Source organism: Pantoea sp. DY-5, assembly GCF_019795955.1.
Taxonomy (GTDB): Bacteria; Pseudomonadota; Gammaproteobacteria; order Enterobacterales; family Enterobacteriaceae; genus Pantoea; species Pantoea leporis.
Genome location: NZ_JAIMIE010000005.1, coordinates 161,629 through 186,534, shown reverse-complemented (window position 1 = coordinate 186,534; position 24,906 = coordinate 161,629). Strand labels below are relative to the sequence as shown.

Annotated in this window: 23 protein-coding genes; 9 read left to right on the top strand and 14 right to left on the bottom strand. The window is 53.6% G+C overall.

Annotated elements, in window-relative coordinates:
* Positions 1-2: 2 nt before the first annotated feature.
* From K5Y30_RS17120 to K5Y30_RS17105, 4 genes are all read right to left on the bottom strand, one after another.
* The gene (locus K5Y30_RS17120) at positions 3-287 is read right to left on the bottom strand and encodes a hypothetical protein (RefSeq protein ID WP_192235276.1); all 285 of its coding nucleotides are present in this window, start codon (positions 285-287) and stop codon (positions 3-5) included.
* 833 nt (positions 288-1,120) lie between these two features.
* The gene (locus K5Y30_RS17115) at positions 1,121-4,171 is read right to left on the bottom strand and encodes an efflux RND transporter permease subunit (protein WP_222212385.1); all 3,051 of its coding nucleotides are present in this window, start codon (positions 4,169-4,171) and stop codon (positions 1,121-1,123) included.
* On the bottom strand, positions 4,168-5,268 hold the full coding sequence (locus K5Y30_RS17110; protein WP_222184131.1) for an efflux RND transporter periplasmic adaptor subunit: 1,101 nt from the start codon (positions 5,266-5,268) through the stop codon (positions 4,168-4,170). The genes K5Y30_RS17115 and K5Y30_RS17110 overlap by 4 nt, the downstream gene beginning before the upstream one ends.
* A 73-nt stretch (positions 5,269-5,341) precedes the next feature.
* Positions 5,342-5,956 carry a TetR/AcrR family transcriptional regulator gene (locus K5Y30_RS17105; RefSeq protein ID WP_222212383.1) on the bottom strand — a complete coding sequence of 205 codons (615 nt, stop codon included), beginning with the start codon at positions 5,954-5,956 and terminating at the stop codon, positions 5,342-5,344.
* A 206-nt stretch (positions 5,957-6,162) separates the two neighbouring features.
* Between K5Y30_RS17105 and K5Y30_RS17100 the strand changes: the two genes are divergently transcribed.
* The 3 genes from K5Y30_RS17100 (at position 6,163) to K5Y30_RS17090 (ending at position 8,480) form a co-directional block, all read left to right on the top strand.
* The gene (locus tag K5Y30_RS17100) at positions 6,163-6,639 is read left to right on the top strand and encodes a DUF2243 domain-containing protein (RefSeq protein ID WP_222212381.1); all 477 of its coding nucleotides are present in this window, start codon (positions 6,163-6,165) and stop codon (positions 6,637-6,639) included.
* A 12-nt stretch (positions 6,640-6,651) separates the two neighbouring features.
* Entirely contained in the window at positions 6,652-7,446 is a 795-nt protein-coding gene (locus K5Y30_RS17095; RefSeq protein ID WP_255606691.1) for a cytochrome c oxidase assembly protein, read from the top strand.
* Positions 7,447-7,580: 134 nt separating this feature from the next.
* A complete protein-coding gene (locus tag K5Y30_RS17090) occupies positions 7,581-8,480 on the top strand; it encodes a LysR family transcriptional regulator (RefSeq protein ID WP_110867105.1) in 900 nt (299 codons plus the stop codon).
* On the opposite strand, the gene K5Y30_RS17085 is transcribed toward K5Y30_RS17090, so the two are convergent.
* Positions 8,455-9,261 carry a substrate-binding domain-containing protein gene (locus K5Y30_RS17085; protein WP_222212379.1) on the bottom strand — a complete coding sequence of 269 codons (807 nt, stop codon included), beginning with the start codon at positions 9,259-9,261 and terminating at the stop codon, positions 8,455-8,457. The genes K5Y30_RS17090 and K5Y30_RS17085 overlap by 26 nt on opposite strands.
* A 15-nt stretch (positions 9,262-9,276) precedes the next feature.
* Positions 9,277-10,572 (bottom strand): MFS transporter, encoded by a 1,296-nt coding sequence (locus K5Y30_RS17080; protein ID WP_222212377.1) that lies wholly within the window; start codon positions 10,570-10,572, stop codon positions 9,277-9,279.
* Positions 10,573-11,209: 637 nt separating this feature from the next.
* Here K5Y30_RS17080 and K5Y30_RS17075 point away from each other — a divergent pair.
* The 6 genes from K5Y30_RS17075 to K5Y30_RS17050 all read left to right on the top strand — a co-directional run bounded on the left by K5Y30_RS17075 (position 11,210) and on the right by K5Y30_RS17050 (position 18,173).
* Positions 11,210-12,196: an autoinducer 2 ABC transporter substrate-binding protein gene (locus K5Y30_RS17075; RefSeq protein ID WP_110867101.1), complete on the top strand. Its 987-nt coding sequence runs from the start codon at positions 11,210-11,212 to the stop codon at positions 12,194-12,196.
* 245 nt (positions 12,197-12,441) lie between these two features.
* Positions 12,442-13,962 (top strand): sugar ABC transporter ATP-binding protein, encoded by a 1,521-nt coding sequence (locus K5Y30_RS17070; RefSeq protein WP_222212375.1) that lies wholly within the window; start codon positions 12,442-12,444, stop codon positions 13,960-13,962.
* Positions 13,955-14,944, top strand: a complete 990-nt coding sequence (locus K5Y30_RS17065; protein ID WP_210080148.1) for an ABC transporter permease — start codon at positions 13,955-13,957, stop codon at positions 14,942-14,944. The genes K5Y30_RS17070 and K5Y30_RS17065 overlap by 8 nt, the downstream gene beginning before the upstream one ends.
* A 1-nt stretch (position 14,945) precedes the next feature.
* Positions 14,946-15,899 (top strand): ABC transporter permease, encoded by a 954-nt coding sequence (locus K5Y30_RS17060; protein WP_110867099.1) that lies wholly within the window; start codon positions 14,946-14,948, stop codon positions 15,897-15,899.
* A 28-nt stretch (positions 15,900-15,927) separates the two neighbouring features.
* The gene (locus K5Y30_RS17055; RefSeq protein ID WP_222212373.1) at positions 15,928-17,568 is read left to right on the top strand and encodes an FGGY-family carbohydrate kinase; all 1,641 of its coding nucleotides are present in this window, start codon (positions 15,928-15,930) and stop codon (positions 17,566-17,568) included.
* Positions 17,565-18,173 (top strand): SIS domain-containing protein, encoded by a 609-nt coding sequence (locus K5Y30_RS17050; protein WP_222212371.1) that lies wholly within the window; start codon positions 17,565-17,567, stop codon positions 18,171-18,173. The genes K5Y30_RS17055 and K5Y30_RS17050 overlap by 4 nt, the downstream gene beginning before the upstream one ends.
* A 110-nt stretch (positions 18,174-18,283) precedes the next feature.
* Here K5Y30_RS17050 and K5Y30_RS17045 read toward each other — a convergent pair whose 3' ends face one another.
* The 8 genes from K5Y30_RS17045 to K5Y30_RS17010 form a co-directional block, all read right to left on the bottom strand.
* Positions 18,284-18,472, bottom strand: coding sequence for a YjfB family protein (locus tag K5Y30_RS17045; protein WP_110867097.1), 189 nt, complete (start codon positions 18,470-18,472; stop codon positions 18,284-18,286).
* A 141-nt stretch (positions 18,473-18,613) separates the two neighbouring features.
* Complete coding sequence (gene fucP, locus K5Y30_RS17040; RefSeq protein ID WP_222212369.1) at positions 18,614-19,840, bottom strand: L-fucose:H+ symporter permease; 1,227 nt, start codon at positions 19,838-19,840, stop codon at positions 18,614-18,616.
* A gap of 36 nt (positions 19,841-19,876) precedes the next feature.
* Positions 19,877-20,227: an L-rhamnose mutarotase gene (locus tag K5Y30_RS17035; protein WP_222184111.1), complete on the bottom strand. Its 351-nt coding sequence runs from the start codon at positions 20,225-20,227 to the stop codon at positions 19,877-19,879.
* Positions 20,224-21,000, bottom strand: a complete 777-nt coding sequence (locus K5Y30_RS17030; RefSeq protein ID WP_222184110.1) for an SDR family oxidoreductase — start codon at positions 20,998-21,000, stop codon at positions 20,224-20,226. Before K5Y30_RS17030 ends, K5Y30_RS17035 begins: the two co-directional genes overlap by 4 nt.
* Positions 20,978-21,832, bottom strand: coding sequence for an amidohydrolase family protein (locus K5Y30_RS17025; protein ID WP_222184109.1), 855 nt, complete (start codon positions 21,830-21,832; stop codon positions 20,978-20,980). The genes K5Y30_RS17030 and K5Y30_RS17025 overlap by 23 nt, the downstream gene beginning before the upstream one ends.
* Before the next feature lies 1 nt (position 21,833).
* Positions 21,834-23,120, bottom strand: a complete 1,287-nt coding sequence (locus K5Y30_RS17020) for an L-fuconate dehydratase (RefSeq protein WP_222212367.1) — start codon at positions 23,118-23,120, stop codon at positions 21,834-21,836.
* Complete coding sequence (locus tag K5Y30_RS17015) at positions 23,117-23,965, bottom strand: fumarylacetoacetate hydrolase family protein (RefSeq protein ID WP_222212365.1); 849 nt, start codon at positions 23,963-23,965, stop codon at positions 23,117-23,119. Before K5Y30_RS17015 ends, K5Y30_RS17020 begins: the two co-directional genes overlap by 4 nt.
* Positions 23,966-23,978: 13 nt before the next feature.
* A complete protein-coding gene (locus K5Y30_RS17010; RefSeq protein ID WP_222184103.1) occupies positions 23,979-24,719 on the bottom strand; it encodes an SDR family oxidoreductase in 741 nt (246 codons plus the stop codon).
* Positions 24,720-24,906: the final 187 nt, after the last annotated feature.

Genomic DNA, 24,906 nt, shown 5'->3' with positions numbered 1-24,906 from the left:
CGTTAATGTCGGGTTGAGTCGTCATTACCGAATTTGTCTATATCAAAATTTGCCATGTGCTCCCGGTCTCCAACTTTAGGGGATTCACTCTCGGCAATTTCTTTCTTAACATCCTGCGTAGCGAGAAGTATTACGCGCGCACGTTCTTCATCCTTTTCAGCTTTCAGCATACATTCAAGCTTCGAGAGGAGCGCACGTCGCGAGATGCCGGCTTTTTCGCGCAGCAATGCTATTACCGCCTCGCCGATGAGAAGATCACTCAACTTTTGTTCATGGTGATTTTTCATATCACTCTCTGTTCAACATTTAGTGTTGAGAAGAGAGAGAGCTGCGGCTGAAAAACGCTGCAATATCATTTACTGAATGGCATTTTCCCAGGTTCTGTTGCAAGGAAACCTCACGTGTTCATAATTTAATCAGATCGTCATGCAGTAAACTTATACAATGTTCGCAATGTTGTACAGCTTTATTGGCGTGAATTGATGAATATTTAATATGAGATAGGGCAAGTAAAAAAGGATTGGACTTTTATGGCAGGAAAAAATGACCTCTGAAAGTGGAAATCTCTAACGCTTTCAGAGGCGATGCAAAGCATCATTCGTTACGTGCGGAGAGTACCGCTGGGTCAATTTATAGGAGATTAAAAAAAATGCACGGGTTATATTTTTTTATTTTAGCTCCTATTACAGTCATTTAAATTGCATCTTTATCAAAATGAAACCGCTTCGGTTATTTATGAACTCAATCATCAAGATAATTGATAATTTTTATTTGGCTATTCCAAATAAATGCCATTTATTAATCGATTTCTCATTTTTAAAATGACCACGTTGAAAAAAACGCTCGGGTTTTACTGACGAGGATAAACGAAGCCAGGCAGTGATTTCAGGACTGTCCACCAAACCATTGCTGTGATGATTGAAGTGATAATGGCCTCGTGCCCGAGCCTTTTCATTTTTATTTGTGGACCTGAGTTGCAGGCGTTAAATACTGCTACTACTCTTTTATCGCTTCATACTTGGTACGAAGGTTACACACAGCACGCACAGCGTGCGAGAGTCTTTGCATATTGTTCATACTTCCTTCCCCGCTCCAGGCGGGGATTTTTTTCAGCATTAGCCTACCTGACACGGAACCAGATGGCATACATCGCCGGTAAAAACACCAGCGTCATAATAGTGCCGCCCAGCGTCCCGCCAATCAGCGTGTAAGCCAGCGTGCCCCAGAACACGGAGTGCGTCAGTGGAATAAATGCCAGAATTGCCGCTAGCGCTGTCAGCAGAACCGGCCGGGCGCGCTGCACCGTTGCCTCAACGATAGCCTTGAAAGGATCGTGGCCTTCCCGCTCATTTTGATGGATTTGTCCAATCAGGATCAGCGTATTACGCATCAGAATCCCTGACAGCGCGATCAGCCCAACCAGTGCATTGATGCCAAAGGGCTGCTGGAATAGCAGCAGCATGGGCACAACGCCAACCAGCCCGAGCGGCGCGGTCAGAAAAACCATCACCATCGCTGCCATGGAACGCACCTGCAGGATGATGATCAGCAGCGTCAGGGCAATCATAATTGGGAACAGCGGCAGCATCGCTTTGGTCGCTTTACCCGACTCCTCAATCGAGCCCGCCTGTTCAATACGGTACCCCGGCGGCAGTGACGCGATTAATGGCTGAAGTTCCCGGCTCAACGCACTTGAGACATCCGGTGGCTGCAATCCGTCAGCAATATCGCCGCGCACCGTTATGGTTGGCGTTCTGTCGCGGCGGCGCAGCAGCGGATCTTCCATGCGGATGTCGATTTCACCGAGTTGCGAGAGTGGAATGCGCTGCCCATCGGCTCCGGCTAGCGTCAGAGCGTCAAGGCGCGCGGGATCGAGGCGCACCTCTCCGGCTGCACGACCAACCACTTCCACAGATCGGATATCTTCACGAATCGCCGTGATAGATGCCCCGCTTAGCAGGAACTGCAGTTGACGAGCCGCTCCGGCAGGCGTTAGCCCCATCGCCTGCAGCCGATCCTGATCCAGCCTGAAATGCATTACCGGCACACGTGAACCCCAGTCGGTGTTGACGGTGCGCATCATCGGGCTGGCCTGCATTAATACTTTCACTTTCGCGGCCAGCTGGCGCAGTACGTCTGGATCGGGACCCATCACCCGGTAAGCGACCGGATAAGGCGAATAGGGACCGAAAACCAGCTGTGTAACGCGCACCTGCGCTTCAGGCGCGAGCCCATCTGCTGCCGCTTCTCGCAGACGCTGCTTCAGCGCATCACGGTCGTGCTCGCCATTGGTCAGCACCACGATTTTGGCAAATGAGGGATCCGGCAATTCCGGGGCCATCGCCAGATAAAAACGCGGCGCGCCCTGCCCGATATACGCGGTTACCGTGCGGGTTTCTTTTTGCTTTTTCAGCCAGTGCTCAATTCGCGCCGTGGTCTGGCTGGTATGCTCTATTGAGGTGCCGTAAGGCATTTGCACTTCAACCAGCACCTCAGGACGATCGGAGGTCGGGAAGAACTGTTTTTTCACCAGCCCCATGCCAATGATGGCCAGCACAAAGCAGCTAATCACCGCGCCTGCCACCCACCACTTATGCGCGATGACTTTAGTTAGCAACCGTCTAAAGCGATTGTAGTGGCGGGTGTTATAGATTGCCGCGTGGCCACCGGCCACCGGCTTGATGTCGGGCAGCATCTTCACGCCCAGATAAGGGGTAAACAATACTGCCACCACCCACGAGGCAATCAGGGCAATCCCCACGATCCAGAACATATTGCTGGTGTATTCACCAGCGGTGGACTGCGCAAAGCCGTTGGGCATGAAGCCGATCGCGGTTACCAGCGTGCCGGCGAGCATCGGCGCGGCCGTATGGCTCCAGGCGTAGGCCGATGCTTTGATGCGGTCATAGCCCTCTTCCATTTTCACTACCATCATCTCTATCGCAATGATGGCGTCATCAACCAGTAAACCCAGTGCGAGGATGAGTGAACCCAGCGTGATGCGGTCAAAGTTTTTTCCCGTGGCGGCCATCACCACAAATACCACGGCAAGCGTCAGCGGAACCGCGGCAGCAACCACGATGCCAACGCGCCAGCCCATGCTGACAAAGCACACCACCATCACCACCAGCAGAGCCACGAAGAACTTCACCATGAACTCATCGACAGCCGAACTGATGTTAACCGCCTGGTCGGAAACGTTGGTGAGCGTCATGCCCAGCGGCATGTCGCTATTTATATTTCGGACCTCTTGTTCCAGCGCCTTACCCAGCTCAAGACCGTTCCAGCCTTCCCTCATCACCACGCTCAACATTAGTGCAGGTTCACCCTCATTACGGATGAGAAAATCGGGCGGATCGACATAGCCACGTTCGACCTTGGCCACGTCGACAAGCCGCAGCGTGTGATTACCGGAGACGACCGGCGTGTTGCGGATTTTTTCGAGCGTATCCAGCGCACCGTCAAGGCGGATAAACACCTCGGGCCCGCGCGTTTGTATCGAACCGGCGGGTGACAGGGCATTTTGCCCGTTCAGGGCGTTAAATATCTGTTCCGGTGTAATGCCCAGCGTAGCGAGGCGATCGCTGGAAAAGGAGACATAAATACGTTCTGCCTGCTCGCCGGTAATGGTGACTTTTTTTACGCCCGCAACGTGTAGCAGCTGCTGACGGAGTTTTTCGGCATCACGAGACAGAAATCGCTGCGGTTCACCCTTTGCTTTCAGTGCATAGAGGGCAAAAACCACATCCGAGAATTCATCGTTAACCATCGGCCCGATCACACCCGCCGGCAGGTTGCGCGCCTCATCGCTGAGCTTTTTGCGTGCCTGGTAAAACTGCTCCTGCACTTCAGAAGGTGGCGTGCTGTCCTGTAGGGAAAGCATGGTGTATGCCATTCCGGGACGAGTATAGGTCTCGGTGCGGTCATACCACTTCAGCTCCTGCAGCCGCTTCTCCAGCGGCTCAGCCACCTGATCCTGCATCTCCTGCGCGGTGGCGCCAGGCCAGGCGGTGATCACCGTCAACTGCTTGACGGTAAACGGGGGATCTTCCGCTCTTCCCAGACCAAGAAAAGCCACTATGCCGGCAACCGTAACAAGAATGATCAGGAACAGCGTAACCGATCGTTCACGCACCGCGAGGGCCGAGAGGTTAAAGCGATTGCGGCTCATGGCTCGGCTCCTTGCGACCCAAGCGTTCCGATGCGGACGGCTTCACCTTCATGCAGCAGATGTGCGCCCAGCGCGGCCACCTGTTCCCCGCTCTGAAGCGGACCCGACACGCGCGCACTGTCGTCGCTGATGCCGAGCAGCGTCACGGCCCGCCAGGTGACTTTGGCGGGTTTGCCTTCCACCAGCCAGACGCCAGTACCGCGTCCCGCATCCCACACTGCACTGAGCGGTACTGACCAGGATTCTTGCGTCGCCGCAGATTCCGGGATACGCAGGGTTACGGTTGAACCCAGTGGAGCACCGGCTGCGGCACCGCTCAGCACATAGCGTGCTTCGTAGGTGCGGGTTGCTGCATCCGCCGAGTCTGACAACTCGCGCAGCCTGGCATGGTTCTCGATTCCACTGCCATACAGGATGGCCGTGGCTGGCGATCCAACCTGCGGACGCAATGTCTCCGGCAGACTGACCATCGCCTCACGCTGACCGGCACGGGCGAGGCGCACAACCGTTTGACCGGCGCTGACCACCTGGCCTGGATCGGCCAGCGTATCCACCACCACGCCATCTGCATCAGCGCTCAGTACGGCATACTGCGAGGCGTTGAGCGCCACGCGTGCCTGCGCCTGCGCGGCGCTCAGATCGGCACGCGCGGCATCTGCCGCTGCGCGAATCTGACTGTAAGAGGATGCAGATACCGCGCCAGAACCCACCAATCCACGATAGCGTTTCTCATCATCGCCGGTCTGGCGCGCGCGTGCCTGGGCGGCGTTTACCGCACCCTCCGCAGCGCGGACCTGCAGCGCGAGATCAGCGGGATCGAGCCTCATCAGCAGTTGGCCGCGTTTGACGCTTTGCCCCTTATCAACCAGACGCTCAAGCACCTTGCCCGACACGCGAAAACCCAGGTCGCTCTGAAAACGTGCGGCCACAATGCCGGTAAAAACGCGAGATTGACCCGCCGCAGGCTCGACGGTCGCCGTCCTGATGAGTGGCGGCCGGGAGCGCGGATCGTCAGCGGCTGATAGAGGTTCGCCGCAGCCAGTCAGAATGACCGGCAGCAGGCAGATGACGGACAACAAAGGGAGATGCCGGAGCATGGGTTACCTTACTCAAGGAAAGTATGAGGACGCCATTCTCTGACTAGTGACCAATTATGTCAATGGTCACAAATTACGGAGCGAGACTTCTAAGTACTAATGCAGCCAATTGGCTTGCATCTTCTCTGGCCGTATCAAGTGAGGATTGCAGTTGGAGTGGATCGGCAAGAGGTCTGAGTACCAGATAGACGGCAGCGGCCGTTTCATCCAGCGGCGTTTTACGCTCAAATTCCTCGGCAGTGCGTCCTGCGCGCAGGATGGCGAGCACGATTTCACGCAGGGAATCCTCATATTGCACAGCAGCAGGCCAGTGCTCACGCGAGGAAGCGGCGGCGATGTCATACAGCCGACGCTCGCGGAAAAACAGCTCGCAGCCTGCCACAGCAAGCGTCTGAAACAGCTGCTTTATTTTTTCCGTGGCGGAAGGTGACTGCTCCAGCGCAGCGTTCAGCCTTTCCGTGATATCCATAAGGCAATTGGCGCAGATGACTTCACCGATTTCCTGCTTAGAACCGAAAAACTTATAAATATAGGCTTTGGAGAAACCTATGGATCGTGCGAGGTCGGATACCGTGGTTTTCTCGAAGCCGTAATGGCTAAAGTATTCCATTGCAGCAGCCACAATCTGATCGCGGATAGTGTGGTCGGAAGGCCCACGCGTGGCGGCGGTAGTTTTTTTCTCTGTCATATTTCAACTTTGCTCGGTGAGCTGATGTAAACGATGAGTGACCAGTAGATATTTTGGTCACAATTTCACATCGCTTCAAGGCCTGATTGATATCATCACAACCTCAGCGGAATCTCTGGAAAATCGCTTTCGATGATTCCGTTCGGGCTGGTGGAATTATCATCTAAGCTTCTTAAGTAAAATTTAACTTTTGCCCGGAGAACGTAGTGCCAACTTTAAATTCCAGTCCTAATCCCGACCTGAAACGTTCATTCATAGCCACCCTTCCACTGGGTATCGGTATGATGGCGGCAATTGATGAAGTGATATTTCATCAGATTCTGGCCTGGCATCACTTCTTTGACTGGGGCACACCCGCGTTTAGCCTGCTTTCAGATGGATTATTGCACGCAGGCGAGCTGATTCTTTTCGTGCTTGGTTTTTTCATGTTTGCGGACCTGCGAAGCCGTGGAAAACTCAACCGCACGGCAGCGTGGGCGGGATTCATTGTGGGTTTGGGGGCTTTTCAGCTGTTTGATGGGATTGTCGATCACAAACTGCTCAGGCTGCATCAGATCCGCTACGTTGATAACGTGCTGCTTTATGACCTTATCTGGAATCTGTCTGCTGTGCTGTTATTGGTAGCAGGCTTCGTGATTTATCGTCACGCGCGCTCTGCTCTATCCGCTAAGACGGAAGCTTAATCCGTGGATCCCATGATGCATCCTGTAGGGATGTCACATTCAGTCGCGCTATTTATTCTTTTGGTCATAGCTCCAGCTGTCATCCTCTTTTTTTATTTGATCGCCGCTGTCCGTTTACGCCGGGTTGCCCACTGGAGCGCCTGGCGCATGGCCAGCTTTACAGCCGGCATCGTTATGATCGTGGCATCCATGCTGCCGCCTTTGACTAACTGGGCGCATCATGACTTAAGCGGTCATATGTTGCAGCATCTGTTACTTGGTATGTTTGGACCTCTCGGATTGGTATTTGGGGCGCCCGGCTCACTGATATTACGCACTCTATCCGCACGGTGGGCGCGCGCTATGATGGCTATTCTTCGCACCCGCCCGATACGCTTTTTAATCCATCCATTTACCGCTGCTTCGCTGGATATTGGCGGGATGTATCTTCTTTATCTCACTCCGTTATATGCGTTGAGCATGGCCATTCCCGCCCTGTTTATCTTTCTTCATCTGCATTTTGTCCTCTCCGGCTACCTGTTTACCTGGTCTGTCGCCGGGCCCGATCCCGCGCCACACCGCCCATCAAGGTCAGTTCGTCTGATGGCGATTTTTCTTGCCACGGCCGCTCACGGCATTCTCGCTAAGTTGATGTACGGTTACGGATATCCAGATGGAACCTTAGCCAGCTCTGAAGAAATTCAGCAGGCTGCGCAGTGGATGTATTACGGCGGAGATATTGCCGAGTTTTGCATTATCGTCGGCTTTTTTGCCGCGTGGTTCCGGCAACGCAGCACGCTGCCAGAAATGCTGGCGGGGAAATCATGACCATTTCATGACAAAATTATTTGCCAACATGAAAAGTAATAACATTTGTAGGTAAGACGTGGTTACCGTAATCAATAATGTGGCTATCATTGCCCCTTTGAACACCCGCTGGCTCCAAAGGACTGTCTGCTGCTATGCCTGTAAACTTTGACCTTAACGATCTTTATGCCTTCCGTGCGCTGGTTGAATACAGTAATTTTCGGCTTGCCGCTGAGTCCATCTGCCTTTCTCAGTCAGCATTGAGTCGTAGGATAGAAAAGCTGGAATCCGCGTTAGGGATCAAGTTGTTCGACAGAACGACCCGGCGTGTCACGTTGACACTGTATGGACGAACCTTTGCTGAACGCTCAGATCAGCTGCTGGCGAATGTTGAACTGGTATTAGCGGATATTAATAAGGTGAGTCAGGATCGTGTAGGGCTGGTCACCGTTGCCACTGTGCCCTCGGCAGCCTACTATTTTATGCCCGATGTTATCCGCCGTTTCCAGACACGCTATCCACGAGTGCGTGTGAAAATCATTGATAGTAGCGCTGGAAACGTCATTGAAGCAGTAGCCAGTGGTCAGGCAGACTTCGGCATCTGTTTCGCCAGAGATTTGCAAACCACTATCGAATTTATACCCTTGACGAGCGATGTCTACGTGGCGGCCTGCAGGCGGGATCATCCATTAGCCAATAAAAAAAACCTGACCTGGCGAGAGTTTTATCAGCAGGATTACATTGAGCTGGATAAGACCTCCGGTAACCGCCATCTACTTGATAAGATGCTGGATCACATCGTTCCTGAGCGCCCCAGTATCTGCGAAACCCGTCATGTGACCACCATGCTAGGTATGGTTGAAGCGGGTATCGGCATGGCTGCCGTACCCGCTATGTCAATGCCGATGTCAGAGCATTCAGTACTCACACACCTTTCACTCACTGAGCCGGTGGTAAAGCGTACGGTTGGCCTGATCAGGCGCAGTGGCCGTATGCAATCCTACATTGCAGCTGAGTTAGAGAAGTTGATCACTGAACAGTATCGTGTTGTTTAACCGGCAGTTCAGCCGTCACCGATCGCAATCCGGTAGCGCGCACAGTATCTTGCGCCTCAGCCGAAGAGAGGAAGTTGAGTAACGCTTTGCCCTCCTGCCCGTTTATTGCTTTGGCGGTCACCGCACCGGCAAAGCGGGTAACGTATTGCACATCTTCAGGCAGTTCACCCACAAAGGTGACGCCCGGCACAGGTAGCAATTCACTCACTTGTTGGAAACCGACGGCATAAGTGCCTTTAGCCACTTCGGATGCCACCGGAATGCGCTCTACCCTATGCGCTTTTGTTTTTACCTGGTCTTCTATTCCCAGTTTTTTAAACAGTTGGCTGCTGACATACCGGCCGCTGGCACTGTCAGAATAAGCAATAGATTTGGCCTGCAAAAGGGCATTACGCAGATCTGCATCCGTTTTAATATTGAGTTTAGGCTCACCTTCTTTAACGACCATACCAATTGAAGAGTCGGCTAGCTCAACGCGCGAACCCGGCTGAAGCCAGTTATCCTTCTCCAGGTTTTTCAGCGCATCACCGACCATAATCACCACATCCGCCTTCTCCCCGCGCGCCAGGCGCGCGGGAATCGCCTGAGGCGTTCTCCCCATCGAAGGACCGGAGATCAAAATGATCTTGTCGCCGCTTTTTGCTTCAAATTGTGGGGCCAGTTTTTCCAGCGCCGCTTTAAATCCGCCCGAAATCATAACGGTGACATCTTTGGCCGCCGCTGAAAAACTAACGGAACTCACTAACAGCGTAACGAGAAGTGAACGATGTATTTTTTTCATGATGTCTTTCCGGAACTAACCAGCGGTTTGAAGTGATAACGCGCTGCGACGGTATAAATAGAAGGTGGCCAGTAATGCACATACTGCAGCAAAGCTCATCCAGTAGCCGGGTGAAGCTTTATCGCCGGTGTACTCAATCAGTGCAGTTGAAATGACTGGCGTAAATCCACCGAAAATAGCCGTAGCCAGACTGTAGGCCAGAGAGAAGCCTGCAACTCGCACCTCTACCGGCATAATCTCTGTTAACGCCGGGATCATCGCGCCGTTATACAGACCGTAAAGGAAGGAGAGCCACAACAGCACTGTCAGCATCATGGAAAAGCTGGGCGCTTCAGCAAGCAGGCTAAGAGCCGGATAGGCAGTAATCAGCGCTAGCACCGCCATGGTCACCAATACAGGTTTACGGCCATAGCGGTCTGACAGGGCACCCCCAACCGGTAGCCAGAAGAAGTTTGATATCGCCACCAGCAGAGTCACCAGCAGGCTGTCAGAAGCGCTCAGCATCAGCACTTTTTTACCAAAGGTAGGGGCATATACAGTGATCAGATAAAACGCGGTGGTGGTCATGGCGACCATCAACATTCCGGCGATCACAACCTGCCAGTTCGCTAACAACGTTTTAAACACGTCACGCATCGCCAGGTGATTGCGGCGGGCGGTAAACGCTTCGGTCTCTTCCAGTTTACGGCGCAGAACAAAGATGAACGGAACAATCAGGCAGCCGAACAGGAAAGGCAGACGCCATCCCCACTCGCTAAGGGTGCTTTCTTCCATAGCCGCATTCAGTGCAAAGCCCATGGCCGCTGCCACCATAATGGCCACTTGCTGGCTGCCAGATTGCCAGCTGGTGTAAAAACCTTTACGGCCGGGCGTGGCAATTTCTGCCAGATAAACGGATACGCCGCCTAACTCTGCGCCCGCTGAGAAGCCTTGCAATAAGCGACCACACAGCACTAAAAAGGGTGCCCAGAGCCCAATCGTTTGATAAGACGGAATGAGAACAATCAGGAAGGTCCCCGCCGCCATGATCGACAAGGTAACAATGAGCCCTTTACGTCTGCCGACTTTGTCAATATACGCGCCCAGCACAATCGCGCCGACCGGACGCATTAAAAACCCTGCGCCAAAGACCGCAAAGGTCATCATCAGCGAAGCAAATTCACTGCTGGCCGGAAAGAAAGTATGGGCGATATAAGTGGCATAAAACCCGAAAAGGAAAAAATCGAATTGTTCCAGAAAGTTGCCAGAAGTCACCCGCAGTATCGCACTGCATCGGGTTCGGGCCGTCATGGGTAGGTTAGAGGAATGCATGGTTATCTCCAGTTTGTTATTGGCGTTTTACAGCGCCTGTTTCTGCAGACTGGATGAGCAAAACAAACTATATAAGCGCAATAAACTCATGGGTTGATGCGTTTGACGCATGAATCCGCGCTAACAATTTCATTAACAAGCTGTAACGGGCCTTTAACAGCCCCTCACTTATTAGCGTTACTTTTTGAGGGCTAAAAACGTCATACGTATTTTGTGACAAGGCTCATATCTGGTGAGGATGAAAATGACGTCGATCGGGAAACGTCGTTTTCGGAATCTTAAAATCGCCAGGAATGCGCTGCTGTTCACATTCCGTGCAAATAAAATTTCTGGCACCGCCTTCTTCGCTGCAAGAAAGATACGACGCGGTCAAACATTTCTCTTTTGTTTCTTAATTGAAAATAAATTGTTAATAAAATTGGATAAACACCTCTGAAATTCAGGTTTCAGGAAAGGAAAGAGTATTTATTTACTTTTTATTAACATAAATGAGCCCAAAATTTAACAAATTTGGGCATTGTTCACATTTTGATCACAATCATGCGAAAACCGGTGTCTCCTTCAGTTAATCTCTGAGTGTGAATTGAATACCAACCGTCCGCTCCCTACTGCAAAACATCATAAGAAAGGTATCGCAATGAAATTTAACCTCGCATTAGTCAGTGCATGTGTGGTTTCAGCATGCATGTTATTCACAACACCCACTTTCGCCGCTAAGCCTTACGATATTGCCGTGGTCGCCAAAGTCACCGGCATTCCATGGTTTACCCGCATGGAAGTCGGCGTGAAAGAAGCCGCGCAAAAACTGGATGTCAACGCTTATCAAGTCGGCGGCTCCACTCCAGACCCGGCCCAGCAAGTCAAAGTGATTGAAGATTTGATTGCTAAAAAAGTCGACGCCATCATCGTGGTGCCAAACGATGCCAAAGTATTGGAGCCGGTATTAAAGAAAGCGCGTGACCAGGGCATCGTGGTATTAACCCATGAATCGCCGGACCAGCAAATTGGGCAATGGGATATCGAAACCATCGACAGCCAGAAATATGCTGAAGCCAATATGGATGAACTGGCAAAAGATATGGGTAGCAAAGGAGGGTACGCCATTTATGTCGGATCCCTGACTGTGCCGCTGCATAACGCGTGGGCGGATGCTGCGATCAAATATCAGAAAGAAAAGTACCCGGATATGCATGAAGTAACGTCTCGCCTGCCGGTGGCAGAAAATATTGATAAGTCATACTCCACCACGTTGGATTTAATGAAGACCTATCCCGACCTGAAAGGGATTATCGGTTTCGGTTCGCTCGGCCCGATTGGTGCGGGTCAGGCGGTTCAACAGAAACGCGCTAAAAATAAAATCGCCGTTGTTGGTATCGCTATGCCCGCTCAAGCTGCTCCGTATTTAATGCGCGGTGATATTAAGAAAGCGCTGCTGTGGGATCCAAAAGATGCCGGCTATGCCTTAGTAACGGTCGCTGATCAGCTGTTGCAGGGTAAAGAAGTCACCAAAGATCTGACTATCGAAGGGCTGGGGAAAGCTGACGTAGATATGGATAAAAAAGTGATTCGCTTTAATAAAATTCTGGAAGTAACACCAGAGAATGCGAAATCACTTGGCTTCTGATCAGGCTTTTTAATTCAGGTATTTTCTGGAGACAGATTATCTCCAGCGCCACACCAGGCTAAGAGAAATAAATACGGCGTTGTATGTTGTGCCGTATTTAGATCTCGAATCAGACATGAAAATTTATACCCTAATAACTCCAGCCAGGGCAAAGCGGCCAATGAGAAAACGTATCTCATTGATTCAATTAAATCTGTGCAGACAGCGCCCACTGGAATTATAAAGGATATGCTTAAGGATCGGTGATGAATACGCTTAATACGTCCCCTGCCCCTTATGAGGCCTTTATCAGCCTTGAAAGAATCAGTAAAGAATTTCCCGGCGTACTAGCATTAGACAATGTCAGCCTGACGTTAAATAAAGGCGAAGTGCATTGCCTTGCTGGTCAAAATGGCTGTGGCAAAAGTACCATCATTAAAGTCATTTCTGGTGTTTATCAGCCGGAAAAAGGCGCGGCCATTACGCTGGACGGAAAACTATTTCATACTCTTACGCCGCAGCTCTCTTCGTATTACGGCATTCAGGTTATTTATCAGGATTTGTCTTTATTTCCCAATCTGTCAGTAGCCGAAAATATTGCCATTCACCGTTATTTACCAGGCGGAGATTTTTGGGTACATCGCGAGGCAATGCGCAAAAAAGCAGTGGCAGCGATGCAACGGGTCGGCGTCTCTCTGGATCCGGATCGTAAAGTCGAAAAGCTGTCGATCGCCGATCGCCAATTAGTCGCCATATGCCGCGCTATCGCCGCTGACGCCAGTTTGGTGATTATGGATGAACCGACCGCATCGCTGACTCGTACTGAAGTGAATGGTCTGTTGCGCGTGGTGAATGAGCTCAAAGCCGCCGGTATCTGCGTGGTGTTTGTCAGCCACCGTCTTGATGAGGTGATGGAAGTGGCCGATCGCATCAGCGTGATGCGCGACGGCAAACTGGTTGGCACCTATCCGGCCAGCGAACTCGACAGTAATGAACTGGCATTCCTGATGACCGGACAACGTTTTACCTACAGTCATCTGCCGCATCGTGCGCCAGCCAACGTAACGCCACTCCTTGAAATCAGCCAACTAAGCCGCAAAGGTCAGTATCAGAATATTTCACTGGCGCTGCGCCAGGGTGAAATCACCTCGATTATTGGCCTGCTCGGTTCGGGCCGGACGGAACTCTGTCTGAGCCTGTTCGGCATGAGCCAACCAGATAGCGGAGAAATCCGCGTTAACGGCAATGTGGTGCAATTCCACAGTAACCGCGACGCCATCCGTCACGGCATTGCTTATGTTTCAGAAGACCGTCTGACGCAGGGTCTGATCATGGAGCAATCCATTTATGACAACACGCTGGTGTCCATTTTCGACAAGCTGCACACCGGCGCAGGATTAATGGACCATAAGAAAGCCGCAGCGGTGGTAAGAGACCTAATCCGCGATTTGAACATCAAAGTTTCGGATAGCCAGTTACCCGTTAAAACCCTTTCCGGCGGTAACGCACAACGTATCGCCATCGCCAAATGGGTAGCAACACAACCCCATATTCTGATCCTCGATTCGCCGACCGTCGGCGTAGATATTGCCAACAAAGAGGGAATTTATCGCATCGCACGCGATTTGGCGGAATCTGGCATGGCGGTGCTGATGATTTGCGATGAAATTCCGGAAGCGTATTACAACAGTCATCGCGTGCTGGTGATGCGCAAAGGCGAACTGGTAGCGGAATTCGCGCCGCACCAAAGCAGCGAAGCGCAGATTGCGGAGGTGATTAATGGATAATAAATCTCTGTCGAAACTGTTTTCCCAGCACGAATTCTGGCTGGGATTACTGGTTCTGCTGCTGGTGATTGGCTTAAGCGTCGGCACCAGTGAATTTATGACCCTGGGTAACCTGACTGACGTCGCCACCAGCTACGCCATTCTTGCCATTCTGGCCTGTGGACTGTTTGTGGTGTTAATTGCCGGAGGCATCGACATCTCCTTCCCGGCCATCACCTCAATCGGTCAGTACGTGATGGCCAGTTACATCATCCATCACGGCGGTAGCTTTCCGTTGGCATTTGCCCTGTCGATGGGCAGCGGGTTGTTGCTCGGGCTGGTCAACGGTTTTCTGGTGTACTGGCTACGCGTTCCGGCCATCATTATCACCATTGCCACGTTAAACCTGTTTTACGGTCTGCTGGTGTATGTCACCAATGGCACCTGGTTATACGGGTTTCCCGACTGGTTTATGAACGGTATTAATTGGTTCTCCTTTACCGCCGCCGACGGTTACGACTATGGCCTGACACTGCCGCTGCTTAGCTTGCTAGGCGTGATCATCGCCACCGGCGTGTTGATGAACCGCACACGCGTGGGGCGCCAGATTTATGCCATGGGCAGCAACCGAGACGCTGCGTCGCGTCTCGGCCTGAACATCCTGCGACTGCATTTTTATGTATACGGATTTATGGGGTTGCTGGCGGGTATAGCGGCCGTGGTTCAGGCGCAAATCACCCAGTCTGTCGCGCCTAATTCCCTGCTGGGTTATGAGCTGACGGTGCTGGCGGCGGTGGTATTAGGCGGCACCAGCATGACCGGTGGCCGTGGCTCGCTGACCGGCACCATTCTGGGGGTAATGCTGCTGGCCTTCCTGCAAAATGGTATGACCTTGCTGAGCATTTCATCTTACTGGCATCAGGTTTTCAGCGGCGTGATCATTCTGGTCAGCATCAGCAGCACCGCATGGAATGAAAAACGCAAACTGGCAAAGGGAATGTGACATGACAACCTTAAACCGCTTCTTTCCTGGCGATCGCATCATCCGCTTGCAGTTATTGATCATCGTCGCCGTTGCCGTGCTGTTCTCGTTCACGCTGGGCGGCAGTTTTTACAGCGTCGGCAATTTCCAGTCGATCTCCTCTCAGTTACCGATTCTGGGCATGCTGGCGCTGGGGATGGGTATCACGATGCTCACCGGCGGTATCAATCTTTCGGTCATTGCCGGAGCCAATGCCTGTTCGCTGGCGATGGCGGCCATTCTGGTCGCGCACCCGAACCAGCCAGAATATTTCGCGCTGGCGATGCTCGCGGGTCTGGTCATCGCTGTGCTCATTGGCGCGCTCAATGGCGCACTGATCGCCTATATCGGTGTTTCGCCGATTCTGGCGACCCTCGGTACCATGACGCTGATTGGCGGGCTGAATATTCTGCTAACCAATGGTGCTGTGATTTCCGGCTTCCCGGCAGCCATTCAATATCTCAGCAACGGCAGCCTGCTCGGCATTCCGGTTGCGCTGCTGTTATTCCTGCTGGTGGCGCTGCTGTTGTGGGTGTTACTGGAACATACCACGCTGGGACGCAGCCTGTATCTGATGGGTTCCAACGAACAGGCCACGCGGTTCAGTGGTGTCAATACCCACAAAGTTACTCTCGCGGTGTATGTGCTTTCCGCGCTGCTCGGATGGGGCGCGGCACTGCTGATGATGTCCAAATTCAACTCGGCCAAAGCAGGCTATGGCGACTCCTATTTGCTGGTGACCATTCTGGCTTCTGTACTTGGCGGAATTAATCCCGACGGCGGGTTTGGCCGGGTCATCGGACTGGTACTGGCGTTGATCGTCCTGCAAATGCTCGAGAGCGGCCTTAACCTGATGGGCGTTAGCAGTTATCTGACCATGGCGCTGTGGGGTTGCGTCCTGATCCTGTTTATCGCTCTGCAAAACAGAAAATCATAAGCGAAAGATTTTTACGAAGGGAAAAAACATGGCGACATATTTTATTGGAATAGACGTAGGAACCGGCAGCGCCCGCGCAGGCGTCTTCGATATGACCGGCCGCATGGTCGGCCAGGCCAGCCGTGAGATCACGCTGTACCGCCCGAAAGCCGATTTCGTCGAACAGTCTTCCGATGAGATTTGGCAGTCCGTCTGTAACGCCGTAAAAGACGCGGTTAATCAGGCAGATATCAATCCTATTCAGGTGAAAGGCATCGGTTTTGACGCCACTTGTTCGCTGGTGGTGCTGGATAAAGAAGGTAAACCGCTGACCGTCAGCCCGTCCGGGCGAAGCGAGCAGAACATTATTGTATGGATGGATCACCGTGCTATCACGCAGGCAGAACGCATCAATGCCACCGGCCACCGCGTGCTGGAATTTGTCGGCGGAATCATCTCACCAGAAATGCAGACGCCAAAACTGCTGTGGCTGAAGCAACACATGCCGACGACCTGGAGCAACGTCGGGCATCTGTTCGACCTGCCTGATTTTCTTACCTGGCGGGCCACGCAGGACACCACGCGTTCGTTGTGCTCCACCGTCTGCAAATGGACGTATATCGGTCACGAAGACCGCTGGGACTCGAGCTATTTCCGCCAGATCGGTCTGGAAGATTTACTGGAAAACAACGCGTCAAAAATCGGCAGTGAAGTAAAAACCATGGGTGAACCGCTGGGCCATGGCCTGACACAGCGCGCCGCCGCAGAGATGGGGCTGATCGCGGGTACAGCAGTCAGCGTCTCCATTATTGATGCCCACGCAGGCAGCCTCGGTATTCTGGGTGCCAGTGGCGCATCCGGCGAATCAGCAGATTTCGATAATCGCATCGCGCTCATTGGCGGGACATCCACCGCTCATATGGCGATGTCGCGAAGCGCGCGCTATATCGGTGGGATCTGGGGGCCTTATTATTCGGCGATTCTGCCGGATTACTGGCTTAATGAAGGCGGACAATCTACCACCGGCGCGCTGATTGATCATGTCATTCAATCGCACCCCTGTTATCAGGATCTGCTTAAACAGGGCAAAGACAGCGGCAAAACGATTTATGAAATTCTGAATGGTATTTTGCGCAAAATGGCGGGTGAGCCAGAAAATATCGCGTTCCTGACCAAAGACATTCATATGTTGCCCTATTTCCACGGCAACCGCTCACCGCGTGCCAATCCAACACTCACGGGCACGTTGACTGGCCTGAAATTGTCTCGCACGCCGGAAGACATGGCGCTGCATTATCTCGCCACCATTCAGGCGCTGGCGCTCGGCACTCGTCATATTATTGAAACCATGAACCAGAGTGGTTATTGCATTGATACCATGATGGCGAGTGGTGGCGGCACTAAAAACCCGATTTTTGTGCAGGAGCATTCCAACGCGACAGGTTGCGCAATGCTGTTGCCGGAAGAGAGTGAAGCGATGTTGCTCGGCAGCGCCATGATGGGCACCGTTGCAGCGGGTGTCTATGATTCGCTGCCGGAAGCCATGGCTGCTATGAGCCGCATTGGTAAAACCATCACACCTCAGACCAACAAAATTAAAGAGTATTACGATCGTAAATACCGCGTATTCCACGAGATGTATCACGACAGCATGAAATATCGAGACCTGATGCAGGGGAAAACCGAATGAATGCGGAAGAAGAATTTACTCAGGCATGTCAGGCCTGGCAGACCTATAGCGAGGAATTACTGGCGTTACAACGTAATCTTGATGCCGAAACCTGGCATCAGCTCCTGATGCTGGTTACCGGATGTCACGGTAAAATTGTTGTGACCGGTGTTGGCACCTCGGGCATTGCCGCGCGGAAAATCGCCCATATGCTGGCGTGCGTCGAGCAGCCGGCAGTGTACCTCAACGCGACCGATGCAGCCCACGGTGACCTGGGATTTATGCGCAACAACGACCTGATGATCCTGATTTCACGTGGCGGCAATTCTGAAGAACTGACGCGCCTGCTGCCGACGCTTAAAACCAAAGGCGTTGCTATCATCAGCGTGACGGAAAACCTGGACTCAGCGATTGCCGACGCCGCTACGCTGGTGGTGAAAACGCATATCGAGCGGGAGATTGACCCGCTCAATATGCTGGCTACCACTTCTATCATGCTGGTGCTGGCGGTGTTCGATGCGCTGTGCTGTAACATCATGCTGCGTAACGGCTTCGATCAGCAGCGGCTGCTCAACGTCCATCCGGGCGGAAATGTCGGTAAAACCCTGCGCGAACAAGATGTGTGATCGACACCTTCACCCTGTAATTTCTTCCGCTAATAACATGCCAACACTATTTAATCATTTGAGGAGTGATACCCGATCGACATCACTCCATAAAAACGTCAATGCTGAGTTCAGGCAGTGGTATTAATGTTGCGCCCAATTGCAGGGTTTGCAGGCAACTGAGGAATCGAATCCAGAATGCCGCTCGCCATCGATTGCTGATTATCTAATGTCTTCTTCAGTACTAATGTGCTTATTTTATTAGCCAGTTCCATGTTATCAAGGCCGGTAGCCAGTGATGTAATTTGTGATACATCCATCTTGCTCTCCTGATTAATACGAATATTGAGTACAAAAACAGCTTTTAAAAGCCTGAAACGATTATCGGCATTTGCACGCATTACTTTAACGTTCACTCGTAAGGCGATTCCGCAGAATCGCCCCTCAAACCACTCATCGCATTATGAATGTCTGCGCTGCCTCAACGCATAGGCCAGCACCACAACAAAGCATAGCAGCGGCAAGCTGTAGGCCACGGCGGTACTGACGTGGTCAGAAATCAGCCCCATGAAATAGGGCATAATCGCGCCGCCGACAATTGCCATGATCATAAACGAGCTGGCCTGTTTGGTAGATTCGCCAAGATTTTTTACGCCCATGGCAAAGATGGTGGGGAACATGGTGGACATAAAGAAGAAGATGGCGATCAGCGCAACGACGGAAACATCGCCTGCGCCCACCATAACCACCGCGCAAAGTACGATGTTGATGAGCGCGTAAGCCGCCAGCATCGCGGCCGGTTTCACTCGTCCCAATAACCAGGTTGAGAAGAAACGCCCCAGCATGAAACAGATCATCGCGACCGAAAGCATATAAGCCGCGCTTTGGTTGGTCACGCCGTGCCAGTGTTCGGTGGCGTAGTTAATAAAGAAGGCGCCAACGCCAACCTGGGCAGCAACATAGAAGAACTGCGCAATCACGCCGCCGACAAAATGTTTTTGCTGCCATAAGGTAGCGCCGGGCTGCTGAATATGTTGGCTGGCGGATTCACGAATATCCGGCAAGGCGGTGCGTTTAAATAACAGTGCGATCGAGATAACCACACACGCAATCACCACATAGGTGATTTTCACGCTGTCCTGCGCCGCGTCCTGGCTAGCCTGGGTAAAGAACAACGATCCACCGATCATCGGTCCAACAAACTGTCCTAACCCGTTAAAGGATTGCGCCAGATTGAGACGACGTTCCGCACCATTCGGATCGCCCAACACCGTGGCATACGGATTGGCGGCGGTTTCAAGGCAGCCAAGCCCGCACGCCAGCACGAACAGCGCAAACAGGAATACCGAGAAATCATTGACCATCGCCGCTGGCACAAACAGCAGTGCGCCGATGGCATACAGCGATAATCCCGCCAATATTCCGGCTTTATAGCCGTGACGCTGCATAAAATAACCGGCAGGTAATGCGACGATAAAATAGGCACCGAAATAGGCCGCCTGTAATAATCCCGATTGTGCTTTGGTGACGTTTAATGTTTCCTGAAAGTGTTTATTAAGCACATCCAGCAGGCCGTATGAAACGCCCCACATGAAAAACAGGGTGGTAATCAGCATGAACGCCCAGCGCAGGCTAATAGTTCCCCTGACGCCCATATTTTCAGGCGTCTCGACGCGTTGTGTTGACATGGTTATATCCTCGTAGGGTACGGTCGGTAAGTGTTGTTATTGGTCCTGCAAAGAGAATATTCGCGCCATCGCCACCCATTTTTCCCCTTCGGGCGTCCAGGGCGTTGGCTGTTGGAACTGCCACATCAGCGCTTCCCAGCGCTGAATTTGCGGGTCCTGTTCAGATGCCTGAACAAAATCCTGCGTGTTAAAGCGATCGTTCACCTCCATCAGCATAAAAAGTCGGGTGCCAAGCCGGTAAATCTCCATATTCACGATGCCGTGCTGGCGCAAATGCTGCGCCACTTCCGGCCAGATGCGCTGATGCAGGCGCTGGTATTCGGCGATCTTCTCGGCCTCATCCACCAGATCCAGCGCCAGACAATAACGCTCAGTTGCGCCACTCATAACAGCGCCCGATCAAGATGCAGATAGCCGCCATCGACGCTCAACCACTCGCCGGTGGTGTGCGAAGCACGCGACGAAAGCAAAAACACCACGGTGTTAGCTATCTCTTGCGGCGTGGTCATGCGTTGGCCAAGCGGAATACGCTGGGTGATTTTCTCCAGTTCAGTTTGCGGATCGGCAAAGGTGCCGATCCAGCGTTCGTAAAGCGGCGTCATCACTTCGGCGGGCACCACGGCATTTACCCGCACGCCGCTATGTCGTAGCGATACTGCCCATTCGCGCGTCAGTGACAGAATCGCCCCTTTCGCCGCGCAGTAACCGCTGGTGCCGCCTTGCCCGCTCAGCGCAGTTTTGGACGCAATGTTGACGATCGCCCCGCGGCTGTTTTCCAGCGCGCGCTGGCAGAAATGCGTCATCTGGTAATAGTGGATAAGGTTCTTTTCCAGCGAGGAAATAAACGCCCTGCGCCCCGCTTCCAGCCCGACGCCATCGTTGACGCCGGCGTTATTCACCAAACCGTCGATGCGACCAAACTGCTGCTGCACGGCTTCCACCGCACGCTGGCAGTTCTGCTCATCACAGAGATCGGCTAGCAGCACTTCCGTTTGCGGCTGCAGTTCGCGCAGCGCGGCCAGCCACATCTCTTCAGGCTGGGCGTTGCTGACGATAAGGGGAATTGCGCCCTCTTCCGCCAGCAGACGTGAGATGGCGGCACCAATGCCCGATCCGCCGCCGGTGACGATAATCACTTTATCCTGCAAAAACAGATTCATTATTTTCTCCTGTCAGGCTGTAAACCTGCGCGGCGGTGTTGCCCCAAATGGCGGCCTGTTCGTCGGCGGACAGCTCCGCTAGCGCGTAGTCAATCAGCTGCGCCACCGCGTGATATTCCGCTGCCAACAGGCAAACTGGCCAATCTGAACCAAACATCAGGCGCTGCGGACCAAAACGCGCCAGCGCTTCATCAATAAAGGGCCGCAGCTGCGCGCTGCTCCACTGGCCGTGCGGTGCTTCGGTGACGAGTCCGGACAATTTGCAGACCACATGCGGCATCGCGGCCAGTTCCGCAACTTGCTCGCCCCACGCCTGAGCGCCGCGCACAATATCCGGTTTTCCCAGATGATCGAGCACCAGCCAATGGCGATCGTGCTGCGCGGCAAAGCGCGAGGCATCCGCCAGATGTCGCCAGGTGACCAGCATTTCCCACACGTAATCACGCTGCTGCAGCTGAGTGATGCCGGTTGCCACGCGCGATTGCTGCAACCATGCAGCAGGATCCTGTTCATCCTGCACCTGATGACGAAAGCTGCGCAGTAACGGATGCTGCAATGCCGCCAACTGCTCCGCCAAATCCGCGGCGGTGACGTCGATCCAGCCAACCACCTGTGTTGCCGGTTGCTGCTGCGCCCACTGCAACAGCTGCTGCGTCTCTGCCACACACTGCCGCGCCTGCACCGCAATCGAGCCTTGCAAATCACGTTGTGCGAGCAGCGGGGCGAGATCGTCGGGCAGATAATCCTGTTGCAGCCGCGTCATAGAATCGGCGATCCACGGAAAGTGCGCCGCGTCGTAGCGCCAGAAATGCTGATGAGCGTCGATTCGCACGTCAGCCTCCCTGCGCGTGATAGCGGTATTGCTCACGCGAAGCGGGATACATTTCGATTGAGAAGCCAGGCGCAGTCGGCGGCATATAAGCAGCGCCGCGGATTTCACACGGATCGAGGAAATGTTCGTGCAGATGATCGACGTACTCGATGACCCGGCCTTCATGGCTGCCGGCAATACAAACAAAGTCGATCATCGACAGATGCTGAACGTATTCGCACAGGCCAACGCCCCCAGCATGCGGACAGACCGGCAGCTGATATTTCGCCGCCATCAGCATCACCGCCAGCACTTCGTTCACGCCGCCGAGACGACAGGCATCGATCTGCACCACGTCAATCGCCTCGCGCATAATCAGCTGCTTGAAGATGATGCGGTTCTGGCACATTTCGCCGGTGGCCACTTTCACCGGCGCAACGCCCTGACGAATCTTGCGATGTCCTTCGATATCGTCCGGGCTGGTGGGCTCTTCAATAAACCACGGACGAGCGAACGCCAGTTGCTGCACCCAATCCACCGCGTCATTCACTTCCCAAACCTGGTTGGCGTCAATCATCAGCTGGCGATCCGGCCCCAGCACTTCGCGCGCAATGCGCACGCGGCGAATATCATCTTCGAGATCACGCCCAACTTTCAGCTTGATGTGCGAGAAGCCGGCATCGACTGCTTGCTGGCACAGGCGGCGCAGTTTGTCGTCGTCGTAGCCAAGCCAGCCCGCCGAGGTGGTGTAGCAGGGATAGCCGTGCTGCTCCAGCTGGCGGATGCGCTCCGCTTTGCCCGCCTGCTGCGCCGACAGCAAGGCGAGTGCTTCGTCCGGCGTGATGCAGTCAGTGAGATAGCGGAAATCGATGCAGCGCACCAACTCCTGCGGCGACATATCGGCCACCAGCCGCCACAGCGGTTTCTCTACGGATTTCGCCCACAGATCCCAAACCGCGTTGACCACCGCGCCGGTCGCCAGATGAATTGCGCCTTTGTCCGGACCGATCCAGCGCAGCTGGCTGTCGCTGGTGACATCGCGCCAGAATTGCCCCATATCGGCGGTGATCGACTCCAGCTGGCGGCCAACAATCAGATGCTCAAGTGCACGTATCGCGGCACAGCAAATTTCATTGCCGCGCCCAATAGTAAAAGTCAGGCCATGACCGCTGATCGCCGCGTTATCTGTCTCGATGATGACGTAAGCGGCTGAATAATCGGGGTCTGGATTCATCGCATCCGAACCATCGAGATGCTGCGAGGTGGGAAAACGGATATCTTCTACGCGCAGTGCAGTAAGTTTGGTCATTGTGCGCTGCCCTCGGTGATTTGACGCTGCTCGCCCAGCCCGGCGATGCCCAAGCGGATCACTTGTCCGGCATGCAGATAAACCGGCGGTTTCTGCCCCATGCCGACGCCCGGCGGCGTGCCGGTGGAGATGATGTCGCCCGGCTGCAGACTCATAAACCGGCTGAGATAGCTGATGATGTGCGCGACCGAGAAGATCATGGTACGGGTGTTGCCGTTTTGATAGCGCTTGCCGTCGACCTCCAGCCACAGATCAAGCTGCTGCGGATCGGCAATTTCATCGGCGGTCACCAGCCAGGGACCGATCGGGCCAAAAGTGTCGCAGCCTTTGCCTTTGTCCCATGTGCCGCCGCGTTCGATCTGATATTCACGTTCCGAGACGTCGTTCACCACGCAGTAGCCCGCAACATGCGACAGCGCATCCTCTTCAGCGATGTAGCTGCCGCCTTTGCCAATTACCACGCCCAGTTCCACTTCCCAGTCGGTTTTCACCGATCCGCGCGGAATGCGCACCGCGTCGTTCGGCCCGACTACCGCGCTGGTCCATTTGCTAAACACCACCGGCTCCAGCGGGATGTCGGCACCGGTTTCGGCGGCGTGATCGGCATAATTCAGGCCGATACAGATAAACTTGCCGATCTGCCCGACGCAGGCACCAATGCGCGGCTGACCGTTGATTTTCGGCAGTTCGCTACGCGGCAGCTGGCGCAATCTCTCCAGCGCGGACGGCAGCAGCGCATCGCCCGCCAAATCATCAATGAAGTGCGACAAATCGCGCAGTTCGCCCTGCTCATCCAGCATTGCCGGACGCTCTTTGCCCGGTTCGCCAACACGTAATAATTTCATTGTTCCACTCCTGTTAGTTGCTCCAGCCGCCATCGATAATCTGCGCGGTGCCGGTGGTGTAAGCGCTGGCATCGGAAGCCAGATAGGCCGCCAGATAAGCGATCTCTTCTGTAGTGCCGATACGGCCAATCGGCTGGCGCGCGACAAAGCCGTTATAAACCTCCGTTTCGCTGCGTCCTTCCGCTTGCGCCTGCGCGGCAATGCGCTGACGCAGCGACGGCGAATCGATGGTGCCGGGGCAGATCGCGTTGCAGCGGATACCTTCGCCTATGTAATCCGCCGCCACCGAACGCGTCAGGCCAATCACCGCCGCTTTGGTGGCGCTGTAGGCAAAGCGATTGACCACGCCTTTCACACTCGATGCCACCGATGACATGTTGATGATCGACCCTTTTTGCTGTTGCAGCATCGCGGGCAGAAACGCCTGGATCATGCGAAACATCGCCGTGACGTTGAGATCGAGCGCGAACTGCCACTCTTTCTCGCTGCATTCCAGCAGGCTGCCGCTGTGAACCACGCCCGCGCAGTTGAACAGCACATCCAACGTGCCGAGTTCCTGCGCCGCCGCGCTAATCGCCTGGCGGTCGGTGACATCCAGCTGATAAGCGCGAATGCCGGGCAGATCCTGCAGCGCGGCAATGTTGATATCGCTGGCGATGACGTCTGCGCCCTGCTCCGCAAAGTAGCGCGCACTGGCTAACCCGATGCCTTGTCCGGCGGCGGTGATCAACACGCGTTTTCCATGTAAATTCATTGCATTTCCTCTGGTCCAAAGATCTAATGGTCAGGCCATTGAAAGGTGATTTTTTCCCAGCGGGATAGCAAAATAACGCTGGCTACTTTTTCTCTTACGCATTACGTTTTATTGACAATTGCGTAACATTGACAAGTGTCCTGACGATTATTTGTGCAACTGATCACTTAATTTATTTAGACAGGGA

Excerpts from the sequence above, each read along its gene's own strand:
- K5Y30_RS17120 (WP_192235276.1), bottom strand. The coding sequence starts at position 287 with ATGAAAAATCACCATGAACAAAAGTTGAGTGATCTTCTCATCGGCGAG.
- K5Y30_RS17115 (WP_222212385.1), bottom strand. The coding sequence starts at position 4,171 with ATGAGCCGCAATCGCTTTAACCTCTCGGCCCTCGCGGTGCGTGAACGA.
- K5Y30_RS17110 (WP_222184131.1), bottom strand. The coding sequence starts at position 5,268 with ATGCTCCGGCATCTCCCTTTGTTGTCCGTCATCTGCCTGCTGCCGGTC.
- K5Y30_RS17105 (WP_222212383.1), bottom strand. The coding sequence starts at position 5,956 with ATGACAGAGAAAAAAACTACCGCCGCCACGCGTGGGCCTTCCGACCAC.
- K5Y30_RS17095 (WP_255606691.1), top strand. The coding sequence starts at position 6,652 with ATGATGCATCCTGTAGGGATGTCACATTCAGTCGCGCTATTTATTCTT.
- K5Y30_RS17090 (WP_110867105.1), top strand. The coding sequence starts at position 7,581 with ATGCCTGTAAACTTTGACCTTAACGATCTTTATGCCTTCCGTGCGCTG.
- K5Y30_RS17085 (WP_222212379.1), bottom strand. The coding sequence starts at position 9,261 with ATGAAAAAAATACATCGTTCACTTCTCGTTACGCTGTTAGTGAGTTCC.
- K5Y30_RS17080 (WP_222212377.1), bottom strand. The coding sequence starts at position 10,572 with ATGCATTCCTCTAACCTACCCATGACGGCCCGAACCCGATGCAGTGCG.
- K5Y30_RS17075 (WP_110867101.1), top strand. The coding sequence starts at position 11,210 with ATGAAATTTAACCTCGCATTAGTCAGTGCATGTGTGGTTTCAGCATGC.
- K5Y30_RS17070 (WP_222212375.1), top strand. The coding sequence starts at position 12,442 with ATGAATACGCTTAATACGTCCCCTGCCCCTTATGAGGCCTTTATCAGC.
- K5Y30_RS17065 (WP_210080148.1), top strand. The coding sequence starts at position 13,955 with ATGGATAATAAATCTCTGTCGAAACTGTTTTCCCAGCACGAATTCTGG.
- K5Y30_RS17060 (WP_110867099.1), top strand. The coding sequence starts at position 14,946 with ATGACAACCTTAAACCGCTTCTTTCCTGGCGATCGCATCATCCGCTTG.
- K5Y30_RS17055 (WP_222212373.1), top strand. The coding sequence starts at position 15,928 with ATGGCGACATATTTTATTGGAATAGACGTAGGAACCGGCAGCGCCCGC.
- K5Y30_RS17050 (WP_222212371.1), top strand. The coding sequence starts at position 17,565 with ATGAATGCGGAAGAAGAATTTACTCAGGCATGTCAGGCCTGGCAGACC.
- K5Y30_RS17045 (WP_110867097.1), bottom strand. The coding sequence starts at position 18,472 with ATGGATGTATCACAAATTACATCACTGGCTACCGGCCTTGATAACATG.
- fucP (WP_222212369.1), bottom strand. The coding sequence starts at position 19,840 with ATGTCAACACAACGCGTCGAGACGCCTGAAAATATGGGCGTCAGGGGA.
- K5Y30_RS17035 (WP_222184111.1), bottom strand. The coding sequence starts at position 20,227 with ATGAGTGGCGCAACTGAGCGTTATTGTCTGGCGCTGGATCTGGTGGAT.
- K5Y30_RS17030 (WP_222184110.1), bottom strand. The coding sequence starts at position 21,000 with ATGAATCTGTTTTTGCAGGATAAAGTGATTATCGTCACCGGCGGCGGA.
- K5Y30_RS17020 (WP_222212367.1), bottom strand. The coding sequence starts at position 23,120 with ATGACCAAACTTACTGCACTGCGCGTAGAAGATATCCGTTTTCCCACC.
- K5Y30_RS17015 (WP_222212365.1), bottom strand. The coding sequence starts at position 23,965 with ATGAAATTATTACGTGTTGGCGAACCGGGCAAAGAGCGTCCGGCAATG.
- K5Y30_RS17010 (WP_222184103.1), bottom strand. The coding sequence starts at position 24,719 with ATGAATTTACATGGAAAACGCGTGTTGATCACCGCCGCCGGACAAGGC.